This window comes from Nevskia soli DSM 19509, assembly GCF_000711955.1.
In the GTDB taxonomy this organism is placed as follows: domain Bacteria; phylum Pseudomonadota; class Gammaproteobacteria; order Nevskiales; family Nevskiaceae; genus Nevskia; species Nevskia soli.
On record NZ_JONR01000037.1, the window covers coordinates 37,019 to 49,588 of the forward strand.

The window sequence follows — 12,570 nt, forward strand, 5'->3', positions numbered from 1 at the left end:
GCAGTGGCTCAGGCGACGACGACCGGAATCTTCCCGATCTTCGCCTGCCATTCCTTCGGCCCGGTCTGGTGCACCGAGGTGCCCTTGGAATCGACGGCGACGGTGACCGGCATGTCCTTCACTTCGAACTCGTAGATCGCTTCCATGCCGAGGTCGGCGAAGGCGACGGTGCGCGAAGCCTTGATCGCCTTGGAGACGAGGTAGGCCGCGCCGCCGACGGCCATGAGGTACACCGCCTTGTTGTCGCGGATGGCGTCGATGGCGATCTGGCCGCGTTCGGACTTGCCGACCATGCCGAGCAGGCCGGTCTGCTCCAGCATCTGGCGGGTGAACTTGTCCATGCGGGTGGCTGTGGTGGGACCGGCGGGGCCGACGACTTCGTCGCGCACCGGGTCGACCGGGCCGACGTAGTAGATGAAGCGGTTGGTGAAGTCGACCGGCAGCTTTTCGCCCTTGTTGAGCATGTCGATCATGCGCTTGTGCGCGGCGTCGCGGCCGGTGAGCAGCTTGCCGTTGAGCAGGATGGTCTCGCCCGGCTTCCAGCTCGCCACTTCCTCGTGGGTGACGGTGTCGAGGTTGACGCGGCGGCCCTTGGAGGTGTCGTAGGTGAGCTTGGGCCAGTCTTCGAGCGAGGGCGGGTCCAGCGCCACCGGGCCGGAGCCGTCGAGCACGAAGTGGGCATGGCGGGTGGCGGCGCAGTTGGGGATCATCGCCACCGGCAGGTTGGCGGCGTGCGTCGGGTAGTCGAGGATCTTCACGTCGAGCACGGTGGTGAGGCCGCCCAGGCCCTGCGCGCCGACGCCCAGGGCATTGACCTTGTCGTACAGCTCGATGCGCAGTTCTTCCAGCTTGTTCTGCGGGCCGCGCGCGATCAGCTGCGGCATGTCGATCGACTCCATCAGCGCTTCCTTGGCCAGCAGCATGGCCTTCTCGGCGGTGCCGCCGATGCCGATGCCGAGCATGCCCGGCGGGCACCAGCCGGCGCCCATGGTCGGCACGGTCTTCAGCACCCAGTCGACGATGGAGTCCGAGGGGTTGAGCATGACGAACTTGGACTTGGCCTCGGAGCCGCCGCCCTTGGCGGCGACGATGACTTCGACTTCGTGGCCCGGCACCACCGAGACGTTGACCACGGCCGGGGTGTTGTCCTTGGTGTTCTTGCGGGTGAAGGCCGGATCGGCGAGCACCGAGGCGCGCAGCTTGTTGTCCGGGTGGTTGTAGGCGCGGCGCACGCCTTCGTTGACCATGTCCTCGACGCCCATGGTGGCGTCGTCCCAGCGCACGTTCATGCCGATCTTGAGGAAGACGGTGACGATGCCGGTGTCCTGGCAGATCGGGCGGTGGCCCTCGGCGCAGAGGCGCGAGTTGATCAGGATCTGGGCGATGGCGTCCTTCGCGGCCGGCGACTGCTCGCGCTCGTAGGCGGCGGCGAGGTTCTTGATGTAGTCGACGGGGTGGTAATAGGAGATGTACTGGAGGGCGTCGGCGACGCTCTGGATCAGGTCGTCCTGCTTGATGGCGGTCATTGGGGCTTCGATGGCTGGTGGGGGCAAGGTCTGGCTGGGGCGCACTGTAAACGCATGCGCGATTCAGGCCAACCCATGGTTCCGGGGGGCGATCCCGGTTATGCCGGATATTTCTTCTGAAACAAGCACTAACCGGCGTTCCGAGGCGCTCCCTCTACCTGGCCCCGGAGCGCCGGCAATGCCGTCTCGTCCCGTCGGATGAGCGCAAAACCCCCGGCCGTGGCCTAGAATGGCGGCCTCGCAGGTGTCCCCGGCCGCAAACGCCGGGGATTAAACGGGAAGCCGGTAAGGATGGTGGCTCGCCACTTCCAATCCCGGCACTGCCCCCGCAACGGTAGATGGGAAGAGGCGGCAACAAGCCACTGGAGCGATCCGGGAAGGCGCCGCTGGAACGGGATGCTCCTATGCAGGGCGCCCATTCACCCATGAGTCCGGAGACCGGCCCGCGATGGGGTCAGCCGTGGCACGGAGATCGACTCCGGTCCGGCTGAATGTATTCACCGTCAGGCCTGCGGGGACGCAGGCTACCGGAGCCATCATGAAGACCTTCGCCGTTGTCGGGTTGGCGCTCGCGCCCGCCTTTGCTTTTGCCGCCGATCCCGCTGTTTCCCCTTCCGCAGATGCCCAGCTGCAGCCGGTGGTGGTCACCGGTACGCGCACGCCGGTTGCCGAGGCCGATACGCTGGCGCAGACCATCGTCATCGACCGCGCCGAGATCGAGCGCGCCCAGGCCGGCGATGTCGCCGACATCCTGCGCCAGTACGCCGGGCTTGAAGTCGCCCGCTCCGGCGGCCCGGGGCAGCAGGCCTCGCTGTTCACCCGCGGCAGCAACAGCAACTACACCCTGGTGCTGCTCGACGGTGTGCGCGTCAACAACGGCACCACCGGCGGCGCGGCCCTGCCGAACATCAATCCCGAGATGATCGAGCGCATCGAGGTGGTGGAAGGGCCGCGCTCGGCGCTGTACGGCAGCGACGCCATCGGCGGCGTGGTCAACATCATCACGCGCAAATCGGGACCGGCGCAGCTCGACGCCAACATCGGCGGCGGCTCCTTCGGCACCATCCAGGGCGGCGCGGCGATCCGCGATGCCGGCACGGTGGACGGCCATGCCTTCGGCTTCGCGCTGGGCGCGCAGCAGCAGCGCAGCAATGGCATCCCGCCGTTTGCCGGCCCCCTGCCGGGCTCGGACGATAACCGCGCCTTCCGCAACCGCACCCTCGACGGCAACGCCGAGATCCAGCTGGGCGGCGTGCGCCTGCAGGCACGCGCCTGGGACGCGGAAGGCAAGGACCGCTATCAGAACGAGACTTCCGATCCGGTCACTTTCGCCACCGCCGGCTTCTCACCCGCCGACCAGGATTTCCGCAACCAGATCTTCGCGCTGGAAGCCAGCACGCATCTCACCGGCAACTGGCTGAGCGAACTCACCCTCAGCCGCAGCCTCGATCGCCTGGCGCAGAATCAGGCGCCGGATTTCGTGCGCACCATCCGCCCGGAAGCCGACTGGCACAACGTGCTGGCGCTGGGCCTGTACAACCGCCTGTCCTTCGGCGCACGCGCCGCGCGCGAACGCGTCGATGCGGTGTCCTCGTTCGGCGCGCCCATCGCGGAAGCCAAGGACACCGATTACGGTTATGTGCAGGACGAGTTCAACTACGGTTCACAGCATGTCGTGGCCGCGGTCAACTACCTGCATGACGGCGCGTTCGGCGAGCGTTTCAACTGGAATGCGGAATACGGCTTCGACGTGCTCCAGGGCACCCGGCTGATCGCCACCGCCGGCAGCGGCTTTCATTCGCCGACCGCGGAAGACCGCTTCGGCTCCGGCGGCAATCCCGATCTGCAGCCCGAGAAAGCGCTCAACTACGAGGTCGGTGTCAGGCAGGCCATCACCACGCACCAGAGCATCGAACTGCGCCTGTTCCGCAATGATGTGCAGGACCTGATCGAGTACGTGCCGCCCAACTTCACCGCCGTCAACGTCGAGCACAGCCGCAATGACGGCCTGCAGCTCGACTGGAACTACACCGACGCGGACTGGACCGCGCACGTCAAGGGCATCTGGCAGGATCCGCGCGACCGCGATACCCATACCCAGCTGCTGCGCCGCGCCCGCTCCATCCTCAGCGCGGAGCTCAATCGCCGCCTGGGCCGCTTCGATGTGGGCGGCAACTTCTACACCAGCAGCCAGCGCCACGACGTCGATGCGGTCAACTTCGGCAACACCACCACCGGCGGCTACGGCATGCTCGCTCTCAGCGCCGGGGTACGCCTGACGCGGGATCTGCGCTTCGACCTGCGCGGCGAAAACGTGCTGAACCATCATTATCAGACCGTCTCCGGCTACAACCAGCCGGGCAGCGCCGTCTACGCCACGCTGCGCTACTCCCTGCCGCTTTGACGGGGACCCTGGCGCCTCTGCCCGATGGGGAGAGGCGCCAGGCGCTACCGTGGTATCAAGTAATGAACGATGCAGTCGAATCGACGGCTGCGTTTATCCCGGGCCGAGCCGGGAGAACCGGACGATCCAAGGCAATCAGGGCGAGCCCGGCGGCACGCGGTAGCCGTACTTGCGCGTCTCGCCCTCGTCGCGCAGCGAGAACGGGGTGAAGTTGGTGTGGCGGTCGAAGGTGTCGACGCCTTCGGCGCGCTTGAGGCGGGCGACGACCCAGTAGACCAGCGGCGTCGACAGCACCTCGACCCCGACCTTGAAGGTCCAGTTGAAGGCGATCACCGCGAACAGGGCCTGGTTGGTCCAGATGCCGGCGAAGGCGATGGGGTAGAACAGCAGCGAGTCCACCGCCTGGCCGCACACGGTGGAGCCGACGGTGCGGGTCCACAGCCAGCGGCCCTCGGTGTAGACCTTCATCTTGGCCAGCACGAAGGAATTGACGAAGTCGCCGCAGAGGTAGGCGAACATGCTGGCGGCGACGATGCGCCAGGTGCCGCCGAAGACCACTTCCAGCGCCGGCTGCAGGGTGGCGTTGTAGGGCTCCGTGGGACTGGCCGGCACATGGACGATGAACTGGGTCATCACCGTGGCGAAGACCAGCGCGCTGAACCCGGCCCAGGCGACGCGGCGGGCGCGGGCATAGCCGTAGACCTCGGTGATGACGTCGTCGAACAGGTAGCTGATGGGAAAGAACAGGTTGCCGGCGCCGAAGCTGGCGGCGCCGATCAGCGGCAGGGTCACGGTGCAGACCTTGGCCGGCCCGATCAGGTTGGAGCACAGCAGCACCACCACCATGCCGACCATCAGGAATTCGTAATAGCGGAAGCTGCGCATGAGCGGTCCAGGCTGTGTCGAGCGGGGTGGGGACAGTCTACAGTTGCTGCGCCTTGAGCGCGTCCTCGATGCTGCCGCGCAGACTGGCCAGGATCTGCTTGCGGCCGGCCCACCAGCCGACCTGGAGATAGGCGCGGGTCAGCCAGCGCACCGCGCCCTTGCCGCTGTCGGCGGCCATGCTCTCGCGGTAGTAGCGGAAGATCGCATCGACGCGCGTGCTGACCGCGCCCATCAGTTCGTCGACCTGGAACTGGCCGACCGGCCAGTCGCATAGCGGCTCTTCTTTCGCCACGTCTCCAATCAGAGGGATGATCGGCAGCTCGCCGTTCTGGTCGAGCCATGTGGCCGCCTGGTCCGGCGGCAGGCCGGCGTAGCCGTAGGCGACGATGGGGTTGTCCTTGGGCAGGCGGAAATACTGCTGCAGGAAATGCTGGCAGTTGCGGCGCCCGAGCTGGTAGTCGTGCTTGCGGAATTCCTTGTGCAGGAAGCCGAAGAAGCCCTGCATCGGCCCGCTGGCGATCCAGTACTGGGCGGCCTCGGGCGAGGTGGAGCCCGTCGGCGCCACCAGGAAGCGGTTGTAGACCGCCGGATCGTGGGCCAGGGCGATGTCAGCCGGCCGGAAACGGCATTGCGCGATGAACGAGAACAGCATCGGCAGGATCAGCTGGTGCGGCGGCCCCAGCGGCACCTGGCTGCCGTCGCCGGGGCGGTTGACGAAGGGGGCGATCATCATCACGGCGCTGCTGGCGCGCAGGCCGTCCGCGGGACCATCCGGGCCGTCGCCGGCCAATACTTCGCGCGCCAGGTCCAGTGGCTCGTTGTTGAAGATGCCGCCATCGACGGCGACGAATTCATAGGGATTGGGCGCCTCGCCCCTGGGCCAGGGCGGGGGCACGCTGACGCTGCGCTGGCTGGCATCCGCCGCGTCCGGATTGCCGAAGTTGCGCGCGTTGTAGTCGTTGCCGTCGCGCGTCAGCGTGCGCGGCTTGAGGAAGATGGGGAAGGCGCCGGAAGCCAGGGCAGCGCCGCCGAGATCGGCCCAGTCCGTGGCCCTGGAGCTGGCCAGCGTGCTCACCGGTCGATGCCCCTTGAGGCAGGCCGCGGGTGCGGGGCCGTCGCCGCCGCCGACCAGGAAGCCGAGATAGTCATCGTGGGCGTAGAGGGTGTCGCTAGCGGACTTGAGCCCACGGTAGCTGATGTCGTACGGCACGCCGCGCAGGTTGCCGATGCTGAAGCGGGTGACGAAGGGGCGTGCCACGTAGGGCCGTTCGCGGCGCGGCGCCTGGTAGTCGAGCGCCCGATTCAGGATGCTGTCGATCACCTCGCAATTGAGCAGGGCCGGCAGTTCGCCGCCGGCCATATCGGCGGTGCCGAGCATGGGGCGGATGTCGATGTCCTCGACCCAGGCGCGGTAGAAGGGATTCTTCAGCGCCTCCGCGTTCGGCTGACGCTGAGCGTCGAGGCGCGCGTGCGGGAAATCGTAAGGCAGCGCGATGGCCAGCAGGCTCGCGCACATGGCACCGGCGGAAGCGCCGCTGGCGACATCCAGCGAGATGTCGTGGCGCGGCACGTTCTCGCCGCGCGCCCTGGCGTCGTACCAGGCGTCGAGCGCCTCGAACAGGAAGTCCAGCACTCCGGCCGTATAGGCGCCGGCGGAGACCGCGCCCGCCATGGCCAGGCCGATTCTGAAAGTCGGCGTCTTTTCTTCCTTCATCGCCCGCATCGCACCCTGAGCAGTTGTGGAACGATAATAGGCGATGCAAGACCACGACGCCGTTCCGCCAGGCAATACGCTCGACGCCCGCCTGCAGCGCGTGTTGGCCCAGCTGGCGCGCTACCGCCTGCTGCTGGCCCTGGTCAGCTTCGGCATGGGCGCGGCAAGCTTCCTGTTGATCCAGCGCAGCACGCGGGTCGCGCAGTGGATCGCCTTGCTGCTGGTATTGAACTGGCTGCTGATCGTTTTTGAAAACACGCTGGGACAATGGCTGTCGCGCTTCCGCTGGGCACGCTTCTCGCCGGTGGTGCTGCGCTACGGCATGCAGGCGGTGCACCAGGAGACGTTCTTCTTCTGCCTGCCGTTCCTGCTCTCCACCACCACCTGGAGCAGCGGCCAGGCGTTGTTCACCGGGTTCGCCATCATCGCCGCGCTGGCTTCGGTCTGGGATCCGTTCTACTACGGCGGCATCGCGCCGCGCCCGGCGCTGCACCTGGCCTTCCACGGCTTCGCCATGTACCTGGCGATGCTCACCGTGCCGCCGCTGCTGTGGCAGCTCACCACCACGCAGAGCCTGGCCCTCGCCTCGGTCACGCTCGGCCTGCTGTCCCTGCCCAGCCTCTCCAGCCTGATCGCGCCGCGCAGTCCGCGGCGCTGGGCCTTGCTCGTCGCCGCCGCCGTCGCGCTGGGCCTGCTGTCCTGGCTGGCGCGCCCATGGGTGCCGCCGGCCACCCTGTGGCTGGGCCAGGGCGTGATCAGCGCAGACGTCGATCCCGACAGCCGCGAACCGGGACCGGCTCTGCAAACGGTGAGCGACGCGGTGTTGCGCCGCGATGGCCTCTGCGCCTTCACCGCCATCCACGCGCCGCGTGGCCTGCGTGAACAGGTTTTCCACCGCTGGCTGTTCCACGGCAAGGAGATGCTGCGCATCCCGCTGCAGATCACCGGAGGCGGCACACAAGGCTACCGGGCCTGGAGCTGCAAGCAGAGCTTTCCGGCCGACGCCGCCGGTCGCTGGACGGTGCAGGTGGTCACCGATGCCGGGCAGTTGATCGGTGTGGTGCGATTCCGGGTGGAAGCGACGGCCGGGCCATGAAATCCGCGGCATCGCTCAAAGCGGCAAGACCTGTCATCCTGATTTGTGACTTTCGAATTACCGCCGTCCGTGCAAGGAGTCAGCCATGACCGCCGCCAACCTCTGCCTGCTCGCCGCCGGCGTGTTCTTCCTCACCGGCATGCTGACCGGCGTGTGGAAATACCGTTGCATGGCTGCCGACCCGGAGGCACGCACCCCGGTCTATGTCGACATTGCCCACCGTACCGCGCTGATGTATTCCTTCGCCGCGGTGCTGCTGCACGAGTTCGTGCCGTTCTCGCCGCTGTCGCCGGCCGGGACGGTGTGGGCCGTGGGCCTGCCGCTGCTGTTCTTCGCCTCGGCCATCTTCATCTACATCGTGCATGGAGTGCTGCGCGATACCGACAACCAGCTGCGCAAGCCGTATAGGCTTGGCTCGGGCACCTTGCCCGGCGGTCTGATCCACGCCTACCTGTGGCTGCTGATCGCCGGCGAGATCGGCGGCTTTTCGATCCTGTTCGCGGGCTTCCTCAAGGCGGCGTTTGCGTAGGTATCCGCAGGCGCACTCAATCCTCCACTCAATCTCGTAGGTTGGGGTGAGCTTGCGAACCCCAACATCACTCCACCCGCTCCCCGTGGGACAAGATTGGTTCAGACGACGCAGCCCAATCGGAGAGCAAGTCGCCGGATCGAATATAACGGTGAATGGACGAATAAGGCCAATCCGAGGCGCGGCTTACGTGGGCATGCTTTACCGGATTGATGTGGACGTAGTCGATATGACGCGCCAGGTCTTCGTCGTCGCGGATTTGGTGTTCCCAGAATCGCTTTTGCCAGATACCTCGCTCGCCCTTTCGTAGACGGCTCGCCCGGATGAATTCTCCCGGTTCGACGCGGCGCGAGAATCCCGCCTTGATCAGCATCCATCGCGTCGAGAAATCGGCATCGGCCGGCGGCAGGGTCCATACGGCGTGCAGATGGTCCGGCAATACCACCCAGGCGACAATCTCGAAAGGATGTTGGTCTTTGACCTGACGCACAGTTTCGCGCAGTGCATCGACCCTTTCGACCAATAGGTGGCTTGAGCGGTCGGCGAGATTGACCGTGAAAAAGTAGGTTCCACCGGCAACATGGGCTCTTCGGTAGCGCATTCGAAGATCATGAGTCGCGGTGTTGGGGTTCGCAAGCTCACCCCAACCTACAAAAGAAAAAGGCCGCGCTAGGCGGCCTTCTATCTTCAACCCGTTTCGCTTAGTGCCCGCCCTCGAGCGACTTGATGGCCTGGATCATGGACACCATGACCTTCTGCGCATCGCCGTAGACGAGGTTGGTGTTGTCGGCGAAGAACAGCTCGTTCTCCACGCCCGAGTAGCCCTTGCCCTGGCCGCGCTTGACCACGTAGACCTGTTTGGCCTGGTCGACGTTGAGGATGGGCATGCCGTAGATCGGCGAGGACTTGTTGGTGCGGGCCGCCGGGTTGACGGTGTCGTTGGCGCCGATGACGATGGCGACATCGGCTTCCTTGAACTCGCCGTTGATGTCTTCCATGTCGAAGATCAGGTCGTAGGGCACGCCGGCTTCGGCCAGCAGTACGTTCATGTGGCCGGGCATGCGGCCGGCGACCGGGTGGATGGCGAACTTCACTTCAACGCCGGCGTCCTGCAGCAGCTTCACGAACTCGTAGAGCTTGTGCTGCGCCTGGGCCACGGCCAGGCCGTAGCCGGGGGCGATGATGACCTTGCTGGCGTAGCGCATGTTGATGGCGGCGTCGCCGGCATCGGCCGGCTTCTGGCTGCCCTTGATCTCGCCCTGCTGTTCGTCGCCGCTGACGCCGAAGTTGGAGAAGATCACGTTGCTGACCGAGCGGTTCATGGCCTTGGCCATGAGCAGGGTCAGCAGGGTGCCGGCGGAGCCGACCACCATGCCCGCGATCATCAGCGCCGGGTTCTGCAGCACGAAGCCTTCCATGCCCACGGCCAAGCCGGTGAAGGCGTTGTACAGCGAGATCACCACCGGCATGTCGGCGCCGCCGATCGGCATGGTCATCAGCACGCCGAAGACCAGCGCGCCGGCGAAGAAGGCGATCACCAGCGCCGTCGGCGCCTGGCCGTGCGCGCCGAAGATGATGTAGGCGCCGATGGCCAGGGTGATCAGCATCACCGTGCCGTTGATCAGCTGCTGGCCCTTGACGCGCCAGGTCTTGTTGATGCGGCCGTCGAGCTTGGCCCAGGCGATGACCGAGCCGGAGAAGGAGATCGAGCCGATCAGGGCGCCGAGGATGGTGACGACCAGTTCGATCGTGCCGGTGGCGTGGCCGCCGAGCAGTTCCACCGCGGCGATCAGCGCGGCGGCGCCGCCGCCGAGGCCGTTGTAGATGGCGACCATCTGCGGCATGGCGGTCATCGCCACCTTCTTGCCGGAAGACCAGGCCCAGCCCAGGCCGATCAGCAGGGCAATGGCGGCGAGGATCGCGTTGGTCACGACATGCGGCTTGGCTTCTTCGGAGACGTTGAAGAAGTAGAGGAAGCTGGCGATGATGGCGACGGCCATGCCGAGGCCGGCCACCTGGATGCCCGAGCGCGCCGTGACCGGCGAGGACATGCGCTTGAGGCCGTAGATGAAGAGAAACGCCGCGGCGAAGTAGCTCGCGTCGATGATCAGGTTCGGATTCATGGCTGTGGTTTCCCCTTAAGCCTTCTTCTTGTCGCTGGGCTTGAACATTTCCAGCATGCGCTCGGTCACGACATAGCCGCCGGCGGCGTTGGCGGCGCCGAACAGCACGCCGACGAAGCCGATGCCCTGCTCCAGCGGATTGGTGGCGTTCATCAGGGCGTAGATGGCGCCGACCACGACGATGCCGTGGACGAAATTGGAACCCGACATCAGCGGCGTATGCAGGATCGCCGGCACGCGGCCGATGATCTCGTAGCCGGTGAAGGCGGCGAGCATGAAGATGTAGAGGGCGACGAAGCCCGTGATGCTGGTGGTGACGTCCATTCGCTAGCTCCCGTATCGATTCGCGGCGAGGTACTAACCTGCGCCGAGGCTTAGCCTTCTACCGCTTTCTTGGCCGCTTCGTTCCTGATCTCGCCGGCATGCGTCAGGCAGGCCTTGGCGATGACCTCGTCTTCCCAGTCGAGCGCGAGGGCCTTGTCCTTGATCATCAGCTCGAGCAGGTTGAGCTGGTTCTTGGCATAGAGCTCGCTGGCGTGCTCGCCCAGCAGAGAGGGCACGTTGAGCGGGGCGACGATGGTGACCTGGCCGACCTGGATGGTCTCGCCGGGCTTGGTGTATTCGCAGTTGCCGCCGCCCTCGGCGGCGAGGTCGACGATCACCGAGCCGGCCTTCATGCCGTCCACCTGCGCCTTGGAGATCAGCTTGGGCGAGGGGCGGCCGGGAATGGCGGCGGTGGTGATGACGATGTCCGCCTGCTGGATGTGCTTGGTGACGACGGAGGACACCTTGTCCTTCTCCTCCTGCGTCAGCTCGCGGGCATAACCACCCTGGCCGCGGGCATCGACGCCGGTCTCGACGAACTTGGCGCCGAGGGACTCTGCCTGTTCCTTGGTTTCCGGACGCACGTCGTAGCCTTCGACCTGGCTGCCGAGGCGGCGCGCGGTGGCCAGGGCCTGCAGGCCGGCCACGCCCAGGCCCATGACCAGGGTCTTGGCCGGACGGATCGAGCCGACGGCGGTGGTCATCATCGGCAGGATGCGCGCGATGTTGGTGGCACCGAGCAGGGCGGCGTAATAGCCGGCCAGGGCGGCCTGCGAGGACAGGGCATCCATCGCCTGGGCGCGGGTGATGCGCGGCACCAGTTCCATGGCGAAGCAGGTGATCTTGCGGTCGCGCAGCTGTTTGGTCAGCTCCGCTTCCTTGTGGGCATAGACGAAGGACAGCAGGATGGCGCCTTCCTTCATCGCCCCGACGACTTCGGCCGTCGGCGGCTGCACCGCCAGCACGATGTCGGCGTCGCTCACCAGGCCCTGCGGGTTGGCGGCGAAAGTGACGTTCTTGAACGCGCTGTCCGGCAGCTTCACGGCATCGCCGGCGCCGGACTGCATGTGGATTTCAGCGCCGAGCTTGGCCAGCTTGTCGGCCACCGCGGGCACCATCGCCACGCGCCGCTCATTGGGCCGGGTTTCCTTCAGCACCGCGATTTTGACCGACATCTCAGGCTCCCCTATCGCTAGTATTGCCGCCGCCCGCGCGCCCGGCGCGGGGTTTGGCTAAAAAACGCCCGCCAGTCTAGCCTATGGTTTACGCCGGCACACAAGAAAGTTTGTGTGCCCAGCTATTACTTCCGGCTATGAATTGACCTGGGTCAAGAAGCCTCCCGGGCATCCGACCAGCCTGCGCCTTTTCGATGGCGGCAGCTACCCTGCATTCAGGGTGGCCGCCGCACCGGGCTTCAGCCCTTGTCGCCCTTTTGTTTGGCGAACAACGCGTCGAGCTTTTCCTCGTAGGCGTTGTAGCCCAGGTACTTATAGAGGTCGACGCGGCTCTGCATGATCGGCACCACGTTCTTCTGCGTGCCCTCGGCGCGGATGGTCTCGTAGACCTTCAGCGCGGCGGCATTCATGGCGCGGTAGGCGCCGCAGCAGTAGAGCACGATGTCCACGTCCACCGAGCCCAGTTCCTGGGTGGTGAACAGCGGGGTGAAGCCGAATTCGGTGATGTTGGCCAGGATCGGCACTTTGACCGCATCCTTGAACTTGCGGTACATCGGCAGCTCGGTCATGGCCTCGGGGAAGATCATGTCCGCGCCGGCCTCGACATAGGCCACGGCGCGCTCGATGGCGGCGTCGATGCCCTCGATGGCCAGGGCGTCGGTGCGGGCCATGATGACGAAGCCCGGATCGGTGCGGGCGTCGACGGCGGACTTGATGCGGTCCACCATCTCCTCCTTGCTCACCACTTCCTTGCCCGGACGGTGGCCGCAGCGCTTGGTGCCGACCTGGTCCTC

11 protein-coding genes and 1 riboswitch are annotated in these 12,570 nt (G+C 66.1%); of the genes, 3 read left to right on the plus strand and 8 right to left on the minus strand.

The features are described from left to right. Positions 1–8: 8 nt before the first annotated feature. A complete protein-coding gene (locus tag BP26_RS0117795) occupies positions 9–1,526 on the minus strand; it encodes a fumarate hydratase (protein WP_029921913.1) in 1,518 nt (505 codons plus the stop codon). A gap of 225 nt (positions 1,527–1,751) precedes the next feature. Next, positions 1,752–1,987, plus strand: a riboswitch (cobalamin riboswitch). A gap of 77 nt (positions 1,988–2,064) precedes the next feature. On the opposite strand from BP26_RS0117795, the gene BP26_RS30155 reads away from it, so the two are divergent. After that, a complete protein-coding gene (locus tag BP26_RS30155) occupies positions 2,065–3,930 on the plus strand; it encodes a TonB-dependent receptor domain-containing protein (RefSeq protein WP_029921914.1) in 1,866 nt (621 codons plus the stop codon). Positions 3,931–4,065: 135 nt separating this feature from the next. On the opposite strand, the gene BP26_RS0117805 is transcribed toward BP26_RS30155, so the two are convergent. Further along, positions 4,066–4,815, minus strand: a complete 750-nt coding sequence (locus BP26_RS0117805; RefSeq protein ID WP_029921915.1) for a queuosine precursor transporter — start codon at positions 4,813–4,815, stop codon at positions 4,066–4,068. A 37-nt stretch (positions 4,816–4,852) separates the two neighbouring features. Then, entirely contained in the window at positions 4,853–6,529 is a 1,677-nt protein-coding gene (locus BP26_RS0117810; protein WP_029921916.1) for a patatin-like phospholipase family protein, read from the minus strand. 43 nt (positions 6,530–6,572) lie between these two features. On the opposite strand from BP26_RS0117810, the gene BP26_RS0117815 reads away from it, so the two are divergent. Both BP26_RS0117815 and BP26_RS0117820 read left to right on the plus strand, forming a co-directional pair. Further along, positions 6,573–7,625 (plus strand): DUF5924 family protein, encoded by a 1,053-nt coding sequence (locus tag BP26_RS0117815; protein WP_051749121.1) that lies wholly within the window; start codon positions 6,573–6,575, stop codon positions 7,623–7,625. Between the two features lie 85 nt (positions 7,626–7,710). Beyond that, entirely contained in the window at positions 7,711–8,154 is a 444-nt protein-coding gene (locus tag BP26_RS0117820; RefSeq protein ID WP_029921918.1) for a hypothetical protein, read from the plus strand. Positions 8,155–8,221: 67 nt separating this feature from the next. On the opposite strand, the gene BP26_RS0117825 is transcribed toward BP26_RS0117820, so the two are convergent. The 5 genes from BP26_RS0117825 to BP26_RS0117845 form a co-directional block, all read right to left on the minus strand. Beyond that, positions 8,222–8,755: an REP-associated tyrosine transposase gene (locus BP26_RS0117825; RefSeq protein WP_029921919.1), complete on the minus strand. Its 534-nt coding sequence runs from the start codon at positions 8,753–8,755 to the stop codon at positions 8,222–8,224. 100 nt (positions 8,756–8,855) lie between these two features. After that, entirely contained in the window at positions 8,856–10,277 is a 1,422-nt protein-coding gene (locus BP26_RS0117830; RefSeq protein WP_029921920.1) for an NAD(P)(+) transhydrogenase (Re/Si-specific) subunit beta, read from the minus strand. A gap of 15 nt (positions 10,278–10,292) precedes the next feature. Continuing rightward, positions 10,293–10,601 (minus strand): NAD(P) transhydrogenase subunit alpha part 2, encoded by a 309-nt coding sequence (locus BP26_RS0117835; protein ID WP_029921921.1) that lies wholly within the window; start codon positions 10,599–10,601, stop codon positions 10,293–10,295. 50 nt (positions 10,602–10,651) lie between these two features. Then, positions 10,652–11,776, minus strand: coding sequence for an NAD(P) transhydrogenase subunit alpha (locus BP26_RS0117840; RefSeq protein WP_029921922.1), 1,125 nt, complete (start codon positions 11,774–11,776; stop codon positions 10,652–10,654). A gap of 239 nt (positions 11,777–12,015) precedes the next feature. After that, on the minus strand, positions 12,016–12,570 hold a 555-nt coding region (locus BP26_RS0117845), incomplete at its 5' end, for an isocitrate lyase/phosphoenolpyruvate mutase family protein (protein WP_029921923.1).

Excerpts from the sequence above, each read along its gene's own strand:
- BP26_RS0117795 (WP_029921913.1), bottom strand. The coding sequence starts at position 1,526 with ATGACCGCCATCAAGCAGGACGACCTGATCCAGAGCGTCGCCGACGCC.
- BP26_RS30155 (WP_029921914.1), top strand. The coding sequence starts at position 2,065 with ATGAAGACCTTCGCCGTTGTCGGGTTGGCGCTCGCGCCCGCCTTTGCT.
- BP26_RS0117805 (WP_029921915.1), bottom strand. The coding sequence starts at position 4,815 with ATGCGCAGCTTCCGCTATTACGAATTCCTGATGGTCGGCATGGTGGTG.
- BP26_RS0117810 (WP_029921916.1), bottom strand. The coding sequence starts at position 6,529 with ATGAAGGAAGAAAAGACGCCGACTTTCAGAATCGGCCTGGCCATGGCG.
- BP26_RS0117815 (WP_051749121.1), top strand. The coding sequence starts at position 6,573 with ATGCAAGACCACGACGCCGTTCCGCCAGGCAATACGCTCGACGCCCGC.
- BP26_RS0117820 (WP_029921918.1), top strand. The coding sequence starts at position 7,711 with ATGACCGCCGCCAACCTCTGCCTGCTCGCCGCCGGCGTGTTCTTCCTC.
- BP26_RS0117825 (WP_029921919.1), bottom strand. The coding sequence starts at position 8,755 with ATGCGCTACCGAAGAGCCCATGTTGCCGGTGGAACCTACTTTTTCACG.
- BP26_RS0117830 (WP_029921920.1), bottom strand. The coding sequence starts at position 10,277 with ATGAATCCGAACCTGATCATCGACGCGAGCTACTTCGCCGCGGCGTTT.
- BP26_RS0117835 (WP_029921921.1), bottom strand. The coding sequence starts at position 10,601 with ATGGACGTCACCACCAGCATCACGGGCTTCGTCGCCCTCTACATCTTC.
- BP26_RS0117840 (WP_029921922.1), bottom strand. The coding sequence starts at position 11,776 with ATGTCGGTCAAAATCGCGGTGCTGAAGGAAACCCGGCCCAATGAGCGG.